Origin of the sequence: Pelomonas sp. Root405, assembly GCF_001425165.1 — a bacterium.
Taxonomy (GTDB): Bacteria; Pseudomonadota; Gammaproteobacteria; order Burkholderiales; family Burkholderiaceae_C; genus Pelomonas.
In genome coordinates this window covers 126,951-146,759 of the sequence record NZ_LMDU01000002.1, presented here as the reverse complement: position 1 = coordinate 146,759, position 19,809 = coordinate 126,951, and the positions used below count along the sequence as shown (strand labels likewise).

Here is a 19,809-nt window from a genome sequence, read left to right as displayed (position 1 = left end):
AATCGAACCACAACAGATTGACGAGACCGGCACCGCTGCCGGCCCACCCGAGACAACCAGGACCCCCACCCACCATGAAGTTCACTGACGGACAGTGGATGCTTCAACCGGGCGTCGCCGCGCACTACGCGGCCGAGGCCTACGCGGTTGAAGCCCACGAAGACCGCCTCGTCGTGCTTGCCACGACGCGCCCCATCAAGCACCGTGGCGACACGCTGCAAGGCCCCACGCTGACCGTGACGCTGAGCTCGCCGCTGCCCGGCGTCATCCGCGTCAGCGTCGAGCACTACAGCGCCTCCAGCGCGCCGCGCCTGCACATCCCCATGCCCGGCGCCGGCAAGTGCCCCGTGCAGATCGAGAACGGCGAAGCAAAAGCCACCCTCACCTCCGGCCCCATCTCCGTCGATGTCAAAAGGGGCGACGGCTGGAGCCTGACCTTCCGCGAAGGCGACCGCATCCTGACCAAGAGCGACTGGCGCGGCCTGGGCTACATCCAGTGGTCCGGCAAGGACGGCCAGGTCCGCAACCACGTCCACGACCAACTGTCGCTGGCCGTCGGCGAGAACGTCTACGGCCTGGGCGAGCGCTTCACGCCCTGGGTCAAGAACGGCCAGATCGTCGAGAACATCAACAAGGACGGCGGCACCGCCTGCGAGCAGGCCTACAAGAACGTCCCCTTCTACCTGACCAACCGCGGCTACGGCGTGCTCGTCAACGAAGCCGGCCCGGTGTCCTTCGAAGTCGGCTCCGAGAAAGTCGCCCGCGTGCAGTTCAGCCGCGAAGGCGAGAGCCTGGACTACTGCGTCATCGCCGGCCCCGACCCCAAGGCCGTCCTGACCCGGCTGACAGCGCTGACAGGCCGCGCCCCGCTGCCGCCGGCCTGGAGCTTCGGCCTGTGGATGACGACCTCGTTCACCACGCAATACGACGAAGCCACCGCCACCCACTTCATCGACGAGATGGCGCGCCGCGACCTGCCGCTGGCCGTCTTCCACTTCGACTGCTTCTGGATGCGCGAGTTCCAGTGGTGCGACTTCGCCTGGGACCCGCGCGGCTTCCCGGGCGCGCCGCGACCTGCCGCTGGCCGTCTTCCACTTCGACTGCTTCTGGATGCGCGAGTTCCAGTGGTGCGACTTCGCCTGGGACCCGCGCGGCTTCCCSGAGCCCGAGGCCATGCTCCAGCGGCTGCACGACAAGGGCCTGAAGATCAGCTTGTGGATCAACCCGTATGTGGCGCAGAAGTCGCCGCTGTTCGCCGAAGGCGTGAAGAACGGCTACTTCATCAAGCGAACCAACGGCCTGACCTTCCAGACCGACCAGTGGCAGCCCGGCATGGCCATCGTGGACTTCACGAACCCCGCCGCCAAGACCTGGTACCAGAGCCACCTGCGTCGCCTCATCGCGCAAGGCGCTGACTGCTTCAAGACCGACTTCGGCGAGCGCATCCCGAGCGAAGGCGTGACCTACTTCGACGGCTCCGACCCCGTCGAGATGCACAACCTCTACGCGCTGCAATACAACGAAGCCGTCTTCGAACTGCTGCAAGAAGTGCAGGGCAAGGACGCCATCGTCTTCGCCCGCTCCACCTACGCCTCCGGCCAGCGCTTCCCCGTGCACTGGGGCGGCGACTGCTGGAGCACCTTCGAGTCCATGGCTGAGAGCCTGAGAGGCGGCCTGTCGCTCACGTCCTGCGGCTTCGCCTTCTGGAGCCACGACATCGGCGGCTTCGAAGGCAACCCGCCGCCGGCCGTCTACAAGCGCTGGATCCAGTTCGGCCTGATGTCCTCGCACAGCCGCCTGCACGGCAGCAGCAGCTACCGGGTGCCATGGCTCGTGGACGAAGAAAGCTGCGACGTGCTGCGCACCTTCACGCACGGCGGCTTCGAAGGCAACCCGCCGCCGGCCGTCTACAAGCGCTGGATCCAGTTCGGCCTGATGTCCTCGCACAGCCGCCTGCACGGCAGCAGCAGCTACCGGGTGCCATGGCTCGTGGACGAAGAAAGCTGCGACGTGCTGCGCACCTTCACGCAGCTCAAGCACCAGCTCATGCCCTATCTCTACGCCAAGGCTCACGAGGCGACCGAGACGGGCGTGCCGCTGATGCGCGCGATGCTCATCGAGCATCCGCAGGACCCAGCCTGCGCGCCGCTGGACCGGCAGTACCAGCTCGGCGAAAGCCTGCTGGTGGCACCCGTGTTCACGGAGAGCGGGGAGGTGGACTTCTACTTGCCCGAAGGGACGTGGACCCACCTGCTCAGCGGCGAGAAGAAGCCGGGTGGGCGCTGGCACAAGAGTGTTCACGGAGAGCGGGGAGGTGGACTTCTACTTGCCCGAAGGGACGTGGACCCACCTGCTCAGCGGCGAGAAGAAGCCGGGTGGGCGCTGGCACAAGGAGACGCATGGCTTCCTCAGCATGCCGCTCTATGCCGCACCGGGCAGCGTCATCCCCTGGGGCGCCGAGACCGAGAAGCCGGACTACGACTACGCCAGCGGCACGGTGCTGCGCGTGTTCGAGCTGGCCGACGGCCAGAGCGCGGGCTTCACGGTCGTGGGGCCGGACGGCAGCGTCGCGGCACGCGGCAGGGTCAGCCGCAGCGGTGGGCAGTACACGGCCGAGGTCACCGAAGGCGCGTTGCGCGACTGGGCACTGGACGTGGACGGCCAGCGCAGTCCGGTGCTGGGCCAAGGGCGTGAGCTGCGCTGGGGCGACTGAGGCCCACGGAGCTTAGGGATGCCGCGTTGGTCGGCATCCCAGCATTGATCACAAGGACGTTTCAACCGCCGCCATGACGAGACTTTTCCGCTTTACCTGGTTCTTGATATGGGTGCTCGCCATCGCTGGCGGCCCTGCGTCTGCCGACGGCGCGCGCCAGCGCACGCGCATCGACGACGGCTGGCGCTTTGCACTGGGCCACGCGCAAGACCCGGCGCAGGACTTCAGCCACAGCACGCGGGCCTTCTTCTTCGCCAAGGCCGGCTTTGGCGACGGCCCTGCGGGCGCCGACTTCGACGACCGCACCTGGCGCCGCCTGCACCTGCCGCACGACTGGGCGGTGGAGCTGCCCTTCGACGCGCGCGGCAGTTCGGCGCATGGTTCCAAGGCCATCGGCCGGGCCTTCCCGGAGAACAGCGTCGGCTGGTACCGGCGCGAACTCAACATCCCCGCCGCCGCCCAGGGCAAGCGCATCGCGCTGGAGTTCGACGGCGTCTTCCGCGACAGCGTGGTCTGGGTCAACGGCCACTACCTGCACCGCGAGGCCAGCGGGTATTCGAGCTTTCGCGTCGACATCAGCGACTACCTGAACTACGGCGGCCGCAACGTCGTTGCCATGCGCGTGGACGCCACCACGCAGGAAGGCTGGTGGTATGAAGGCGCGGGCATCTACCGCCATGTCTGGCTGACCCAGACCGAGCCGCTGCGCGTCGGCCACTGGGGCACCTTCGTGCGCGCCGCGGTCAAGGGCAACGTCGCCGATGTGGCCGTCGACACCACCGTGCGCAACGAAGGCAAGGCCGCCACCTCCTTCAGCCTGGAGCATGAGCTGCGCGACCCCGCTGGCCGCGTCGTCGCACGCGCCAGCGTGCCGGCCCGGCGCGTGGGCGTGGACACCAGCATCGACGTGGCCGCGACGCTCCGCGTGACGGCGCCGCAGCTGTGGTCGCTGGAAACACCGCAGCTCTACAAGCTGACGACGCACGTCAGGCAAGCCGGCCGCGTGGTCGACAGCTACGACACGCCCTTCGGCATCCGCACGATCCGCTTCGACGCCAACGCCGGCTTCTTCCTCAACGGCCGCCACGTCAAGCTGCACGGCGTCAACAACCACCAGGACCATGCCGGCATCGGCGTGGCGCTGTCCGACGGCATGCACGAGGCGCGGTTGAAGATGCTCAAGGTGATGGGCGTGAACGCCATCCGCTCGGCCCATCACCCGGCCACGCCCGAACTGCTGGACGCCTGCGACCGCCTGGGCATCCTCGTCATCGACGAGCACCGCATGATGGGCACCGCGCCGCAGATCCGCGACGAGATGGAGCGCCTGGTGCGCCGCGGCCGCAACCACCCGTCCATCATCCTGTGGTCGGTCGGCAATGAGGAATGGGCCATCGAGAACAGCGCCGTCGGCACGCGTCTGGCGCGTGAGATGCAGGCGGTCGTCAGGCGCATGGACCCGACGCGGCCGGTCACGCTGGCGGCCTCCAGCTCCGGTGGCCCTGAAGGCACCGCGGTCGGCTCGGAAGTGCTCGGCTTCAACTACAAGGCCCAGCACGACATCGATGCGATGCACAAGCGCTTTCCCGAGCGGGCAACGGTTGTCACCGAGGAAGGCCTGACCTACGCCACGCGCGGCGTCTACACCGACGACCCGGCGCGCGTGCACATCGCCGCCTACGACAAGCGCTCCGGCGGCGCGTCGACCGCGTCCATCGAAGAGGCCTGGCGCTACAACGCCGAGCGCCCCTTCATCGCCGGCGTGTTCTTCTGGACCGGCTTCGACTACCGCGGCGAGACCACGCCCTTCGGCTGGCCGGCCGTCTCCTCGCAGTTCGGCATGATGGACACGACCGGCCTGCTCAAGGACAGCGGCCACTACCTGCGGACGGCCTGGACCACCGCGCCCACCGTGCATCTGCTGCCGCACTGGAACTGGCCCGGCCGCGACGGCCAGCCCATCGACGTGCGCGTCTACGCCAACACCGACGAGGTCGAGCTGCTGCTGAACGGCCAGTCCCTGGGCCGCAAGCCGCTGGCGCGCTACGCCCACCTGCAATGGCGCGTGCCCTATGCGCCGGGCAGCCTGGTGGCGCGTGGCTACCAGGCCGGCAAGCTGGTCGCCACTGAGACCGTGGCCACCACGGGCAATGGCAGCGCGGTGCGGCTGACGGCCGACCGTACGCGCATCCGCGCCGATGGCGACGATGTGGCAGTGGTGCGCATCAGCGTGGTCGACCGCGAGGGCCGCGTCGTGCCCACGGCCGGCCACCGCATCGGCTTCGAGGCCTCGGGCCCGGCGCGGCTGATCGGCATGGGCAATGGCGACCCCGGCTCGCACGAGGCCGACAAGCCGGCCGAGTTCCACCGCTACGCCGCCGTCAACGGCTGGCGCCAGAAGGCTGTAGCCAAACCGGAAGACGCTGCGGCACTGCTGACCGACACAGGCAGTGCCGCCTGGCGCGACCCCTTCGCCTGGCTGCCTGCCGACAAGCAGCCGGCCGACGGCGCCTGGAACGTCGTGCAGGCCAGCTTTGCGCGCCCGGCTGCGGCGTCGGGCCGCGCGGCGCTGTTCGTCGGCGACATCACGCCCGGCCAGCAGGTCTACCTGAACGGCAAGGCAATGACGCCGCGCCGCGAGGACAGCATGGGCGTGATCGACCTCGACCCAGCGCACTTGAGCGACAGCAACACGCTGACCCTCGTCTTCGCCACGCCGGCCGGCGGCACACGCAAACTGTTTGACGACGCGCAAGGCGGCCGGCGCTGGCTCACGCTGCGCACCACCACGGCCGCCGCGCCGTGGCAGCGCAGCGTCTTCAACGGACATGCGCAGGTCATCCTGCAGTCCACCGGCAGCCCCGGCCGCGCCACGCTGCGCGCCACCGGCGACGGTCTGAACGCAGCGGACCTGGTGATCGACCTCGACTGAGCGGGGTCGTCGCTTCGATCAGGGCTGGTCGTTCAGCTTGAACGCGCCGACCAGCTCGGTCAGGCGCTTGGCCTGGTGGCTGAGGCTGCCTGCCGCAGCCGCCGATTCCTCGACAAGCGCCGCGTTCTGCTGGGTCACCTGGTCGAGTTGGTTCACCGCCTTGCTCACCTCGCCCAGGCCAAGGCTCTGCTGCTCGGTGGCCGTGCTGATCTCCGCGATCAGCGCGGCCACCTGCTGAACCTGCTGCACCAGCTCGTCCATCGTCATCCCGGCACCGGCGACCAGGCGTGATCCGGTTTCGACACGGCCCACGCTTTCCGCGATCAGCACCTTGATCTCGCGGGCTGCCGTCGCGGCGCGCTGCGCCAGCGTGCGGACTTCACCTGCGACGACCGCGAAGCCGCGCCCCTGTTCGCCGGCGCGGGCCGCCTCGACGGCGGCATTCAGCGCCAGGATGTTGGTCTGGAAGGCGATGCCGTCGATGACGCCGGTGATGTCGGCGATCCGGTGTGAACTGGCGCTGATGTCCTTCATCGTCGCGACGACCTCAGCCACGACGGCGCCGCCCTTGGTGGCGACTGCGCTGGCGGATGCCGCCAATGTCCGGGCGTTGCGTGCCGACTCGGCGCTGCGCTGGACCGTCGTCGTGACCTCTTCCATTGCCGACGCGGTCTCCTGCAGGCTAGAGGCCTGCTCTTCGGTGCGCTGCGACAGGTCAACGCCGCCGCTGGCGATCTGGTGGGAGCCGGTGGCGATGGAGTCACTGCTCAGCCGGACCTGATGCACGATGCGGACGAGGCTCTCGTTCATGGACCCGAGCGCGGTCAGCAGCTGCCCCGTCTCATCGCGACTGTTCACCGTGAAGCGGGAGGTCAGGTCGCCAGCCGCCACGGTCTCGGCGATGCGCAACGCGTCGGCAATCGGCAAGGTGATCGAGCGCTTCAGTAAAAAGGCGATCACGATGGCCAGCAGCACGGCGATCAGCGACAGCACCTCCATCAGCAGCTTGGCGCCGCTGCCCAGCTCGGCAGCGTCGGTGCCGAACTCCTCCATGCTGTCGGCCTGCGACTTCGCGAAGCTCTCGATGGCCATCAGGTAGGCGCTCTGGAGCGGCAGGACGTCGGAGATCAGCAACGCGCGCGCCTCCTCGGCCCTGCCGCCCTTGATGGAGGCGATCAGCTGCTGCTCCTTCGCCTTGAACCTGGCGCCGCTTTCCACCACTTCCTTGAGCGCTGCCAGGCCGGGGCCTTCGCGCACGCTGGCCGTCAGCTTGTCGATGGCATTCGCCACGACGGGCAGCGAGGCTTCCAGCTTCGCCAGTTCCTTCTCCGCCAGGGCGGCGTCGGTGGCGATCAGCGCCGTGCTCAGCGCGCGAAGCTGCTTGTTGACTTCGTTCTCCACCGTCTGCGCCAGCTCCACCTTGGCGAAGCGGTCGTGCAGGATGATTTCCGTGTCGGCACTGATGGCACTGATCTTGGTCACGCCGATCGCGGCAAGCATGATCAGCAGCGAGATGACCGCCGCGAAGCCGATGGTCAGGCGCACACCGATCTTCAGGTTTGCGATGGCGTTCATGAGAGTCTCCGGTGTGTTCAAGTGGTCCCGGCGCCTGTCATCAACAACCTGTTGAACGCGCGCGGCCGTGCGCCGTTCTATGCCCTTAAGGCGCGGGGGTCAATGCGCTCAGTGCGGCGGTGACGTACACCAGGGGCGCGTTCCAATTGATCGCGATCTCGTTCGTGGTGTAGCTGCAGAAGTCGTCCTGGAAGAACTTGGCCGGCGCCTTGGACGGGTAGGGCATCTTGCAGTCGTCGCCGTTGCTCGGGTTCGCGCCGCCCATGATCATGCCGGGCACCGGGGGATGCTGCGGCATGGCGCCGGACGGCCGGTGGTGGGGGTGCAGCGGCGAGCGCGTGCCGAAGCCGGTCACCATGGCGTAGCCGGTGGGGTGGCGGCCCAGCACCAGGTCCAGCGCGGCCTGCGCGGCGTCCAGTTTGCGGCGCTCGCCATCCAGCCGGTAGCCTTGGATCAGCATCAGCGCCTGGTTCAGCGCGACCGCATTGCTGCCCCAGTGGAAGTCCACGGTCTGCATGGCCACGCGGTAGGGCGAGGCCTCCCAGCGCGCGGCGTAGCTGCCGGCCAGCGTGACGACCTGCGTCTGCACCCAGGCGCGATCGGCTGCGGCGAGCCGGTCGCGGTGCTGGGCCAGCGTGGTCCAGGCCAGCGCGCCGACGTTGGGCCAGCCCGGCACCTCGATGGGCGGGGCGATCTTGCGAAAAGTCTGCCAGTAGCGCTGGTCGCGGGTCGTGACGAACAGCTCGGCCGCGGCCCAGGCGAATTCGTCGGACACCTGCTTGTCGTCATAGCCACCGGTGTGGATGTCGGCGGGCTGCTTGTAGAGGACGGCGGGGTGAGCCTGGGCCCAGTCCCAGGCGCGCTTGGACGCTGCCAGGAAGCGCGCCGACAGCCCCGGGCGCTGCGCCTCGAAGGGTGCGAACACGCGGGCGGCCTGGGCCATGACGGCGGCGAAGTCGAGCGTCGCCGCGGTGGCCTTCATGACGACGAAGCGGTCGTTCCTGGCCTGGTGCGGCATGACGATGCCGTCGAAGCCCTTGTCGGTGAGCTTGTGATAGACGCCGCCATCGGCGGGGTCCTGCATGTCCAGCATCCACTCCAGGTTCCACAGCGCCTCGTCGAGGATGTCGGGGACGGCGTTGCCGCTCTCGGGGATGTTGAGCTTCTGGGTGCGGAAGGTCTCGGGGAAATGCTCCCACGCAGCCAGCAACGTGTAGACGGTGATGCCGCTGTTGACGATGTACTTGTTGTAGTCGCCGGCGTCGTACCAGCCCTTGGGCGCAGAGATCACCGTGCCCTCGGGCCGGCCCGGGCCGGCGGCCGAGGCGTGCACGAGGACGCGGTCATCCGGGTGGCCCGCAGGCCGTGCCCAGACGCCGGCGTGGGCCGCGTCCAGCGCGATGCCGGCGCGGTTGAAGTAGAAGAACTTCAGCGCAGCGGCGTTCAGCGCGACATAGGCGTCGGGCGCGATGTCGAATGGCGCAGACGACGGCAGGCCGTCGACCTGCAGCCGGTAGCGGCCGGGCTGACGCCAGGCCGAGAAGTTGGCCAGGCGCACGGCCTCCTGCGCCGGCTCCCAGCGCTGGGCCGGGGCCAGCGCGCCGCGCCAGACCTCGCGGCCGGTGGCCGCATCGATCACGGCAAAACTGTCCGCCGCCACGTCGGGCAGCGCGGCCCATTTGCTGCCGCCCGGCAGGTAGCCGACCTGGTTGAGCTGGATGGGGCCGGTGTCCGGCGCGGCGGGTGCCGGTTTGGCGGCGGGCAGGGCGGGCGCGGTCGCCACAGGTGCTTGGCTGCAGGATTGCAGCGCCAGCAGCAAGGGCAGCAGCGCGAAATGGGTCATCAACGGGTTGGGCATGGAGTTGGATCGTTAGCGGGTGGACTCGGGCCATTGCAGATGCACGAGGCGCCAGCCGTCCTGTTGGAGCCGGCGCAACATCAGCGGCAGCGCGGCGGCGGTCTGGTCCTGCACGTCGTGCAGCAGCACGATGCCGCCACCCTTCTCGCGCAGGCCCTTCAGCAGGCGGTCGGCCATGGCTTCGGGCGTCTGGCCCTGCACCCAGTCCTCGATGCCGACATCGGCCGACAGCACCGTCACCTTCTGCTTGGCCAGCGCCTCGCGCAGCTCCGGGGTTTCGGCCAGGAAGGGGAAGCGCCAGGCCGCCGGCTCGCCGCCGATGACGTAGCGGTAAGCCTTCTGCATGTTCTCCAGGTCGGCCAGCTGCTCCTTGGCCGGCAGCGTGCCGAAGGCCGAATGCTTGTGTCCGTGCATGGCCACGGTGTGGCCCGCCGACTTCACGCGCTGGGCCAGCTCGACATGCTGGTACAGCGGCTCGCCATTCACGAAGAACGTGGCCTTGGCGCACTCGGCCTTCAGTGCCTGCAGCACGCGCTCGGTGGTGCCGGGTTTGGGACCGTCGTCAAAGGTCAGCACGAACTCCTTGGGGCCCAGCGGCAGCCGCGCGTGCGGGGCGCCGTAGGCAGCGCCTTCGCGCGGCAGTTGCAGCACGCGCTGGGTGCCCAGCGCATCGGCGCTGCAGCCGTCGATCTGCCACTCGACGCTGTCGCTGCTGCCACGGTCGTCGCTGACCTTCAGGCTGGCGCGGCCTGCAGCCAGGTCGACCTGCGGCCAGACGGCGATGCGGTCGATCACGTCGACCGTGCCTACCGTCTTGCCGTTGAGTTCCAACGTCGCCTTGCGGGCATTGCTGTAGGCCTTGATGTCCACCTTGCCGGCCGGCCGGTTGGCCAGGCGCTTGCTGGTGAGGTGCAGCACGGGTTTGGGTTGCCACCAGGCGCGCATCAGGTGGTAGGCGTCCTTGAGCCTGCTGCGGTCGTAGTTGACCAGGCCCTTGTCGTTGCGGCCGGTGGTGTCGCCCTCGTGGCGGTTGGAGGCGGCATGGTCGAAGCCCAGCCAGATGAATGTGCCCCACATGAAGGGCCGCTTGGCGATCTCGGCGGCATAGGTTTCGTGGAACAGCGCCTGGTACTGCTCCGGGTGCCAGCGGCCGCCGGGCTCGGGGCGGCGCGGCGGGTCTTCCTGCTGGATGGCGCTGGCGCCGGCGCCGTACTCGCCCAGGCCGATGGGCTTGCCCGGCAGCTTGGCGTGCAGCTTGTCGGCCCAGGGGCCGATGTCCTTGAACTGGCCGTCGTACCAGCCCCAGTAGCGGTTGTAGGAGGCCAGGTCGGCCACCAGCGCCATCGGGTGGTCGTCCGGCGCGCAGCAGTGGGCGTAGCTGGTCAGGCGCGCGGGGTCTTCCTTCTTGGCCAGCGCATGCAGGTCGGCGAGCAGTGCGCGAATGGGTTCGTCGGCGCGGTAGACCTCGTTGCCGATGCCCCAGACGGCCACCGACGCATGGTGGTGGTTCTGCCGCACCAGCTCGCGCAGCTGGGCATACAGGTTGTCGCGGAAGGCCGGCGTTTCCTCCATCGCCGAGTTCAGCGGGATCTCGGTCCACAGCACCAGGCCCAGCTCGTCCGCGCGCTCGTAGATGTGGGGCGGATGCTGGTAGTGCACCAGGCGCAGGCCGGTCAGGCCCATGTCCATCAGGATGCGCAGGTCCTCGTCGATCTCTGCCGGGCCCACGGCGACGCCGCGCCCCGGTCGGCCGGCGTGGAAGTAGTTGACGCCGTACAGCGGGTAGGGCTTGCCGTTGAGCAGGAAGCCGCGCTGCGGGTCGACGCCGAACTGGCGCAGGCCCGCCGGCACCTGCACCGCATCGGCCACCTCGCGGCCATCCAGCAGCTCGGCGCTGAGGCGGTATAGATAGGGGTCTTTGAGGCCTTGCCACAGACGCGGCTTCGTCAGTGTCAACAGGTGGGTGACCGTCTCGGCTGCGCCGGCGGGCAGGCGCAGCTGGCGCACCTGCTGGGCGACGCTGCGGCCCTGGGCATCGCGCAGCGTCAGGCGCAGCTGGCGCTGGGCAGGTTGCGCGCCGTCGTTGCGCAACTGCACCTGCACCTTCAGCCTCGTACTCGTGTTGTCCAGCTTGTCGATGTCGAAGCGCAGCCCGGGGCCGCCATGGTCCAGCAGCTCGATGTGGGTGGCGGGCGTCTCGACGAGGCGCACTGGCCGGATCAGCCCGCCGAAGACGGTGAAGTCGCCGCCCAGCGGCGCGACATGCGGCAGCTTGCTGTTGTCCACGCGCACGGCCAGCAGGTTGCGGCCGGGCTGCAGGTGCGTGGTGATGTCAAGCCGGAAGCGCGCATAGCCACCTTCGTGGCGGCCGGCGTGGCGACCGTTGACCCAGACGTCGGCGGCCAGCGTTGCGCCGTCGAACTCCAGGAAGCGGCGCTGCGCCGCGCCGGGCTTGATGTCGAGCACGCGCCGGTACCAGCCCGGGCCGCGGTAGGCGGTGCCGCCGGTCTCGCCGTCGGGCACGTTCCAGGTGTGCGGCAGCGTCACGGCGGCCCAGGCCGAGTCGTCGAAGGCGGGCTCGGCGGCACCGGGCACGTCGCTGCGCGTGAACTGCCAGTGGCCGTCCAGCGGCGTGACGGTGCGGGCAGCCTGCGCCGCGCCGACGGTGGTCAGCAGCAGGGCCAGGGCGGCGTTGCGCAAGGTGTCGAGCCAATTCATCGCGGGGCAGCCTCCATCCAGACGCGGCCGGTCAGGCCCGAGGGTTGGCCGGGCTGGGCGCGTACCAGCACGGTCAGCGTGCGCCAGCCGGCGCCGGCGGCCAGGGGCACGCTCAGCGGCGCGGCGGCGGGCGACATCTTCTCGCCGATCTTGACGCCGTCGACCCAGATCTCGGCTTGGCCGGTGATCTCGCCGAACACCAGCCGGCCGCGGCCGTCGTTGCGGTCGGCGCGCAGGCGCATGGAGGCGCGGTAGGCGCGCCAGGCGTTGGCCTCGGCGACCTGCTTGATGGGCGTGTCACCCCAGCCCCAGCTGTTCATGTCCGTCTCGGCCAGCACCTGGTTCGGGTCGGGCCGCTCGGCCTGCGGCGGCGAGATGCGCCAGCCGCTGACGCGGTTGACGGCCTCGGCGGCGGCGAGGGCCGGCACTTGGGCGGCGGCCTGCACGTCCAGCACCAGCTCGGCGGCTTGAACACCCGGCGCACTGGCGCGCAGCGTCAGCGGTCCTTGGCCGTCGCGGCGGCTTTGCAGGATGACCTGGGCCAGGCCGTTGAACAGCGCGCGCTCCGGCGCCTTGGAGGACTCGTGCGAGTTCGGGTCGCCGTTGCCGACACCGATCAGGCTGCCGGCGCCACTGACCTCGAACTTGACGTGCAGGTTCGTCGTCGGCACCGGGCGGCCTTGCGCGTCGACGGCGCTGACCGTCACCGGCAGCGCATCGCGGCCGTCGCCGGCCAGCGCCTTGCGGTCCGGCGTGAGCACGAGGCGTGCCGGCTCGCCGCTGGTCTCCACCGCGTCGCGGCCGAGTTCACGCGTGCCGTCCAGCGCCACGGCCTCCAGCTTGCCGGGTGCGAACGGCACGTCGAAGCTGACCATGTCGTAGCGGTCCACATCACGCTCGCCGACGGCCTGGCCGTTCAGCAGCAGGCGCACGCGCGGCGCGTTGCTGGCCACCATCACCTTCACCGGCTTGCCTTCGCTGCCGGCCCAGTTCCAGTGCGGCAGCACCTTGATCACGGTGCGGTCCTTCACCCAGTGCGCCTGGCGGATGTAGAAGGCTGCCTTGGGGAAGCCGCAGAGGTCGATGGCGCCGAAGAAGGTGCTGGCGCTCGGCCATTCGAAGGGCGTGGGCTCGCCGTGATAGTCGAAGCCGCTCCAGACGAAGGCGCCAGCGATGAAGGGGCGCTCGGCGATCCGGCGCCAGCCTTCGCGGTGGGTCTGGCCCCACGACGAGGGCTCGTCGTCGTAGCTGCCCAGCACCTGCGCCTTGCGGTCGCTCTTCCATTCGCCTCGCGTCATGTAGGCGGCGGTGTCCTCGGTGCTGCTCACGGCGCGCTTCGGGTTCTCGCGGTGGTAGCGGTCATAGCCCCCGACCTGGTAGTTGATGCCCACGACGTCCATCACCTGCGACGCATTGCGCTCCGCAAAGATGCCGTCGTGCATGCCGCCGGTGACCGGGCGCGTCGGGTCCAGCTTCTTGACCGCGGCCACCATGCGGCGGGCGATCTCGCGGCCCTGTTCGCTGCCTTGCAGCGGCTCCTCGTTGAACATCGACCACAGGAAGACGCTGGGCCGGTTGCGGTCGCGCCGCACCAGCCATTCCAGCTGGGCGATGTAGTCGGGGCTGGCGTTGAAATTGCGGTTCTCGTTCATGACCAGCAGGCCGAGGCGGTCGGTCAGGTCCATGACCTCGGGTGCGACGGCGTTGTGCGCGAAGCGCACCGCGTTGACGCCCATTTCCTTCAGGCGGCGCAGGCGGAATTCCCAGATGGCGGTGGGCACGGCGACGCCGACACCGGCATGGTCCTGGTGGATGCAGACGCCTTGCAGCTTCATCGCCTCGCCGTTCAGGAAGAAGCCCTTGTCGGCATCGAAGCGCAGCGTGCGGAAACCCGTCTTCAGGCTGGTGGCGTCGAGCTCGCGCACCGGGCCGTTGCCAGCCTGGCGCAGCGTCGCCTTGACCTGGTAGAGATGGGGCGAACTCGGCGACCACAGCTTGGGCGCCGGCACGGCCAGCTCCAGCCTGGCCGTCGCGTTGTCGAGGGCGCCCACGCGCACCCGCGTCGACCCTTGAGCGACGGCCGCGCCGTCCGGGCCGGTCACGCGCAGCTCGACGACCGCGTCACGCAGCGCCTCGCCGGTGTTCTGCACCTGCACCTCCACCGGCAGCAGCCAGCGGCCGTTGCGCTGCACGGGGTTGGCGTGCAGGCCGTCGGTGGCAATGTGCAGGCTGTCGCGCTTGACCAGCCAGGCGTGGCGGTAGATGCCGGCGCCTTCGTACCACCAGCCCTCCTGGGCCTCGGCGTCGACACGCACGGCGATGCTGTTCACGTCCTCGCCGTAGCGCACATAGGGCGTGATGTCGATGGCGCGGCCGTTGTAGCCGGAGAAGTTGCGGTTGACGGCGATGCCGTTGACCCAGACGGTGCTGTGCGTGGCGATGCCGTCGAACTGCAGCTCGATGTGCCGGCCGCGGTCGGACTCGGGCAATTGCAGATAGCGACGGTACCAGCCGAAGCCGCGGGCGCGGTAGCCCTGCGACGCGTTCTCGTTGCGGTCCAGCGGGTTCTCGATGGCCCAGTCATGCGGCAGGTCCAGCCGGCGCCAGCCGGAGTCGTCGAACTCTGGCGAGGCGGCCCCGGCCGCGCCGCCGGCCTTAGCCTGGTGGTAGCTGGCGCCATGGCCCTTGATCGGTGGCGTCTTGACGTCACCGGCATGGAAGAGCCAGCCGGCGTCCAGCGACAGGCGCTCGTGACCGGCGGCGTGGGCCGTGTTGACCGACAGCGTGAGCGTCAGCAGCAGCAAGGCGTTCAGCCAGTGAAACAGGAGGGATGCGGCGCGGGCCATGGACGAACACCTTCTTTGTCGATTCGATTTGCAAAAAGACCAAGTCGCGCGGCCTCTTGCGAAGCCGCGCGACTGCGCCGGCCCGTTCAGCGCCCCGTGGGCGGCGGCTGCGGACCGTCGGAACGATGTGTTAGATCTTGCGGCGCCGCGCGATGGCGCCGATGCCGGCCAGGCCAGCCAGCCACAGGGCGGTGGTGGTGGGCTCGGGCACGGGGGTGGCGAGCGAGTCGGCGGACGCGGTCAGGCCGATGCGCATCTTGGCCCAGGTGTTGTCGTTGCTGAGGTTGGTCCAGCTCGCCGTCAGGATGGAAGGACCGGTGTAGGCGGGCGACGTGGCGTCGACAAAGGCTTCCGCGTAATTTGCAGCCTCGCAGGTGTCGGTGACGAAGTCGGTGCTGCAGAACTCGATGGTGGCGTTGGCCTGGGCCTGGTTGCCGGTCGCGAGGAGGCTGTCCAGCGTGAAGCTGACGGTCACGGTGGCGTTGCCGCTGACCAGGATCTGGCCGTCAAAAACCTTGGCGAATGCCCAGCCCGCCTGGCCACCGTTCACGTCAACCTTGGCTGAGGCGCCCACGCCGTTGATGTCGGTCTGGGGGGTCTTGGCTGTCAGTTGCGCCTGCGCGATGTGGGCGCCGTCCATGGCGGAACTGGTCAGGGCATAGCCATGCCAGCCGCCAGCTGAGTCGGCAAAACTGGGATTGACCAGCGCCGCCGAGGTGCCGGCGGTAGGGCTCGTCCAGTCCACCTCGAACGGGATGTAGGCCCACCATCCGCCGTTCTGGACGGACAGGGTCAGGTTTGAAATCTTGACCTCGGCCACGTCAGCGGCAGCCAGTTGCGAAGCGGCGATGAGGGCCGCACCCAGTGTGAGCTTGGTCTTGTTGAGCATGTCGTCTCCGGTGGTTGCACGCGTTGAGCTTGCGATATTTGGTCTTACCAGTATCGCGAACAACCACTTTCGGTCTTACCAGTAAAAACACCTACCGGATGGACGACGACCAGAAATCTCAGGCCTCGTGGCGGTACTGCGCCAGCGACTCGGCTTTCATCGTGATCGAGAAACCCGGCGCGGTCGGCGGCATATAGGCTGCACCACGCACCACACACGGGTCGACGAAGTGCTCGTGCAGGTGGTCGACGTACTCGATGACCCGGCCCTCGCGCGTGCCGGCGATGCACAGGTAGTCGATCATCGACAGGTGCTGCACGTACTCGCACAGTCCCACGCCGCCGGCGTGCGGGCAGACGGGCAGGCCCAGCTTGGCGGCCATCAGCATGACGGCCAGGATCTCGTTGACGCCGCCCAGCCGGCAGCTGTCGATCTGCACCACGTCGATGGCGCCGCGCATCATGAACTGCTTGAAGATGATGCGGTTCTGGCACATCTCGCCGGTGGCGACCTGCATGGGCTGAACAGCTTCCCGGATGGCGCGGTGGCCTTCGACGTCGTCGGGGCTGGTCGGCTCCTCGATGAACCAGGGCTTCGCGAAGGCCAGGTCTTTCAGCCAGTCGATGGCGACGGGCACGTCCCAGACCTGGTTGGCATCGATCATCAGCTTGCGGTCGGGCCCCAGCACCTCGCGGGCAATGCGCAGCCGGCGGATGTCGTCCTCGCGGTCACGGCCGACCTTCAGCTTGACGTGGTTGAAGCCCGCGTCGACGGCCTCCTGGCACAGGCGGCGCAGCTTGTCGTCGGGGTAGCCCAGCCAGCCGGCGGAGGTCGTGTAGCAGGGGTAGCCTTCGCGCTTGAGCGTGGCCAGGCGCTCGGCCTTGCCTTCGGCGGCACGGGTCAGCAACGCGAGTGCTTCATCCGGCGTGATGCAGTCGGTGATGTAGCGGAAGTCGATGCAGCGCACCAGCTCCGCCGGGGTCATGTCGGCCACCAGCTGCCACACCGGCTTGCCCTCGGCCTTGGCCCACAGGTCCCACACGGCGTTGACGACGGCGCCGGTCGCCAGGTGGATGGCGCCCTTGTCCGGGCCGATCCAGCGCAGCTGGCTGTCCGATGTGACATGGCGCCAGAAGCGGCCCATGTCGGCGGCGATCCAGCTCAGCTCCAGGCCGACGACCAGGTGGCGCATGGACTCGATGGCCTTGCAGCAGATGTCGTTGCCACGGCCGATGGTGAAGGTCAGGCCGTGGCCTTCCAATCCCGGCTGGTCGGTCTCCAGGATGACGTAGGCGGCCGAGTAGTCGGGGTCGGGGTTCATCGCGTCCGAGCCGTCGAGGTGCTGGGACGTGGGAAAGCGCACGTCGACCGTGCGCAGGCTGGTGATGCGTGTCATGGCTCAGTCAGGCGGCAACGGTCTTTTGCGTCTGGACGCCCAGGCCCTCGATGCCCAGGCGCATCGTCTGGCCGGGCTTCAGGTAAAGCGGCGGCTTCTGGCCCAGGCCGACGCCGGGCGGCGTGCCGGTTGAGATGACGTCGCCGGGTTGCAGGCTCATGAACTTGCTGAGGTAGCTGACGATCTGCGCCACGTTGAACACCATCGTGCGCGTGTTGCCGTTCTGGAAGCGCTTGCCGTCGACTTCCAGCCAGAGGCCGAGCTGCTGCGGGTCGGCCACCTCGTCCGCCGTGACCAGCCAGGGGCCGATGGGGCCGAAGGTGTCGCAGCCCTTGCCCTTGTCCCACTGCGTGCCGCGCTCCAGCTGCCATTCGCGCTCGGACACGTCGTTGACGACGCAGTAGCCGGCCACGTGCTTCATCGCATCGGCTTCCTCGATGTAGGCGCCGCCCTGGCCGATGACGACGCCCAGCTCTACTTCCCAGTCGGTCTTGACCGAGCCGCGCGGGATCTGCACGTCGTCGTCGGGGCCGCAGATGGCGCTGGTCCACTTGGCGAAGACGACCGGCTCGGTCGGCACCGGCAGGCCGGACTCGGCGGCATGGTCGGCGTAGTTCAGGCCGATGCAGATGAACTTGCCGACGCGGCCGACGCAGGGCCCCAGGCGAAGGTCCTGCTGCGGGGTGCCGTCCACCAGCGGTAGCGTGCCCGGGTCGATGCCGCGCAGCTTGGCAAGGCCTTCGGGCGTCAGCGTGTGGCCGGCCACGTCGTCGACATGGGCAGAGAGGTCGCGCACGCGGCCGTCGTTGTCGAGCAGGCCGGGGCGTTCCTGGCCCGCGGGGCCGTAGCGGAGGAGTTTCATGGGCAGTGGTTCTGGTTGAAGGCTGGGGTGATGTCAGATGGTGACGCCACCGTCCACGCTGATCGCCTGGCCGGTGATAAAACGCGAGGCGTCGCTGAGCAGGAAGACGACGAGCGGCGCGATGTCGTCCACCGTCGCCAGCCGGCCCATCGGCTGGCGGGCGATGAAGTCCTTCTCGGCCTGCACCGGGTCGGCGGCAGCGGCGATGCGGCCGCGCAGCGACGGGGTGTCGACCGTACCGGGGCACAGCGCATTGCAGCGCAGCCCCTGCTTGACGTAATCGGCCGCCACGGCCTTGCTCAGGCCGATGACGGCAGCCTTGGTCGTGCCATAGGCGAAGCGGTTCGGAAAGCCCTTCACCGACGAGGCCATGGACGCCATGTTGAGCACCGAGGCGCTGCCGCCCATGCGCTGTGCCTGGTCCAGCATGCCGGGCAGGAAGGCGCGCAGCGTGCGCAGCATGCTCTTCACGTTGAGGTCCATGCTGAAGTCCCAGGCCGCCTCGTCGCAGTCCAGCACGCTGCCGTGGTGCACGAAGCCGGCGCAGTTGAACAGGCCGTGCAGCGGGGGCAGCTCGGTCGCGAGCGCGTTGACGGCCACGCTGTCCCGAACGTCCAGCCGCGCCGTGCGCAGGCGTGCGGCGCTGCCGGCTTCATGCTCAAGCGTGCGCAGGCCGTCGGCATCAATGTCGGTGGCAATGACGTCAGCGCCGGCGCCCAGGCAGGCGAGGGCGCTGGCGCGCCCGATGCCGCTGGCCGCGGCGGTGATCAAGACGCGATGACCGGCCAGGCTGGCAAATGCAGACATGAGATGTAGGGGTCAAACTGGCAAAGAGGTCTGACCAGTGTAGTGCCGCCAGCAGAGGAAAGTCTGAGATTTCAGTTAAATAGGCCGATCACTAGGTGTTTGGCCTTACCGAATTAGCGTTTCATTAAATTCAGTCTTCGCGTCCGCAGGCTGATTTGTCGCGCTGCTTCAGCCGCCCCGTGAAAACCGTGGCGCTGCGGCGGGCTGCCAATGGCCGTCGGCGCTCTTGACGAAGCTGCCGCGCGCCTGGGCCTGCGGATGCAGCGGCGCCTCCGCCAAGCTGAGCACGGGCGCAAAGCAGACATTCGTGCCCTCCAGCAGCGCCGTCCACTCATCACGTGTCTTCTCGCGCAGGCGTGCGGCGACGCGTTCGCGCAGCGCTGGCCATTGCTGGTGGTCGTGCTGGTTGCCGGCGTCGACGTCGTCCAGGCCGAGGCGCTGCAGCAGTTCGGCATAGAACTGCGGCTCCAGCGCGCCCAGTGACACGAAGCGTCCATCGGCGCATTCGAAGCAGTCGTAGAAGGGCGAGCTGTGCAGGAAGAAGTTCTGCGCCGGTGCGTCGTCCCTGCGCCCCGCCGCGCGCATGGCGTGCAGCAGGCTGGACAGCAGGCCGACGCCGTCCACCATGGCGGCATCGACGACCTGGCCGCGGCCGCTGCGCTGCGCCTCCCACAACGCAGCCATCAGCCCGAAAGCGAGGAACATCGCGCCGCCGCCCATGTCGCCGATGAGCGTGGCCGGGATGCTGGGCGCCACGCCCGCACGGCTGGCGACCGACAGCACGCAGGTCAGCGCGACGTAGTTGATGTCGTGGCCGGCCGCCTGGGCCAGCGGGCCAGTCTGGCCCCAACCGGTCACGCGGCCGTAGACAAGGCGAGGGTGGCGGGCTTCAAAGGACTCGGGGCCGAGGCACAGGCGCTCCATGACGCCGGGGCGGAAGCCTTCGATCAAGGCGTCGGCCGCTTCGATCAGCGCGCGCGCTTCGGCCAGACCCTCTGGGCGCTTCAGGTCAATGCAGACACGCCGTTTGCCCCGGCCCAGCGCGGTGCCCGTGTCCAACACCTGGCCGCCGGGGCGTTCGATGACGATGACCTCCGCGCCATGGTCGGCCAGCAACATGCCGGCCAGCGGGCAGGGGCCGATGCCATCCATTTCGACGATACGCAGGCCGGCCAGCGGGCCGGTGGGAGAGTGGGCTTGCATCGGACAATGT

11 protein-coding genes and 2 pseudogenes are annotated in these 19,809 nt (G+C 68.9%); 4 read left to right on the top strand and 9 right to left on the bottom strand.

The window, feature by feature from the left end; all coding sequences use genetic code 11:
* Positions 1-74 precede the first annotated feature (74 nt).
* The 4 genes and pseudogenes from ASC81_RS27775 to galA (ASC81_RS07500) all read left to right on the top strand — a co-directional run.
* Positions 75-1,013, top strand: a pseudogene (locus ASC81_RS27775) (TIM-barrel domain-containing protein); the annotation flags it as partial.
* A 97-nt stretch (positions 1,014-1,110) separates the two neighbouring features.
* Positions 1,111-2,277: pseudogene (locus ASC81_RS27770) on the top strand (TIM-barrel domain-containing protein); the annotation flags it as partial.
* A 136-nt stretch (positions 2,278-2,413) separates the two neighbouring features.
* Positions 2,414-2,713: a hypothetical protein gene (locus ASC81_RS28245; RefSeq protein WP_369820842.1), complete on the top strand. Its 300-nt coding sequence runs from the start codon at positions 2,414-2,416 to the stop codon at positions 2,711-2,713.
* Positions 2,714-2,786: 73 nt separating this feature from the next.
* Positions 2,787-5,645: a beta-galactosidase GalA gene (gene galA / locus ASC81_RS07500; protein ID WP_056264728.1), complete on the top strand. Its 2,859-nt coding sequence runs from the start codon at positions 2,787-2,789 to the stop codon at positions 5,643-5,645.
* Positions 5,646-5,663: 18 nt separating this feature from the next.
* Here the strand turns inward: galA (ASC81_RS07500) and ASC81_RS28165 are convergent, their stop codons facing one another.
* From ASC81_RS28165 to ASC81_RS07455, 9 genes are all read right to left on the bottom strand, one after another.
* Positions 5,664-7,220 (bottom strand): methyl-accepting chemotaxis protein, encoded by a 1,557-nt coding sequence (locus ASC81_RS28165; protein WP_056264726.1) that lies wholly within the window; start codon positions 7,218-7,220, stop codon positions 5,664-5,666.
* A gap of 85 nt (positions 7,221-7,305) precedes the next feature.
* Complete coding sequence (locus ASC81_RS07490) at positions 7,306-9,078, bottom strand: glycoside hydrolase family 9 protein (protein ID WP_056264724.1); 1,773 nt, start codon at positions 9,076-9,078, stop codon at positions 7,306-7,308.
* A gap of 12 nt (positions 9,079-9,090) precedes the next feature.
* Entirely contained in the window at positions 9,091-11,796 is a 2,706-nt protein-coding gene (locus tag ASC81_RS07485; RefSeq protein ID WP_056264721.1) for a glycoside hydrolase family 2, read from the bottom strand.
* Complete coding sequence (galA, locus tag ASC81_RS07480; RefSeq protein ID WP_056264718.1) at positions 11,793-14,642, bottom strand: beta-galactosidase GalA; 2,850 nt, start codon at positions 14,640-14,642, stop codon at positions 11,793-11,795. The genes ASC81_RS07485 and galA (ASC81_RS07480) overlap by 4 nt, the downstream gene beginning before the upstream one ends.
* Positions 14,643-14,772: 130 nt before the next feature.
* A complete protein-coding gene (locus ASC81_RS07475) occupies positions 14,773-15,531 on the bottom strand; it encodes a PEP-CTERM sorting domain-containing protein (protein ID WP_056264717.1) in 759 nt (252 codons plus the stop codon).
* 118 nt (positions 15,532-15,649) lie between these two features.
* Positions 15,650-16,927: an L-fuconate dehydratase gene (locus tag ASC81_RS07470; RefSeq protein WP_056264714.1), complete on the bottom strand. Its 1,278-nt coding sequence runs from the start codon at positions 16,925-16,927 to the stop codon at positions 15,650-15,652.
* A gap of 7 nt (positions 16,928-16,934) precedes the next feature.
* Positions 16,935-17,789 (bottom strand): ureidoglycolate lyase, encoded by an 855-nt coding sequence (locus ASC81_RS07465; protein ID WP_056264710.1) that lies wholly within the window; start codon positions 17,787-17,789, stop codon positions 16,935-16,937.
* A 33-nt stretch (positions 17,790-17,822) separates the two neighbouring features.
* Positions 17,823-18,596, bottom strand: coding sequence for an SDR family oxidoreductase (locus tag ASC81_RS07460; RefSeq protein ID WP_056264707.1), 774 nt, complete (start codon positions 18,594-18,596; stop codon positions 17,823-17,825).
* Positions 18,597-18,764: 168 nt separating this feature from the next.
* Positions 18,765-19,799 carry a CaiB/BaiF CoA-transferase family protein gene (locus tag ASC81_RS07455; protein WP_056264705.1) on the bottom strand — a complete coding sequence of 345 codons (1,035 nt, stop codon included), beginning with the start codon at positions 19,797-19,799 and terminating at the stop codon, positions 18,765-18,767.
* Positions 19,800-19,809 lie beyond the last annotated feature (10 nt).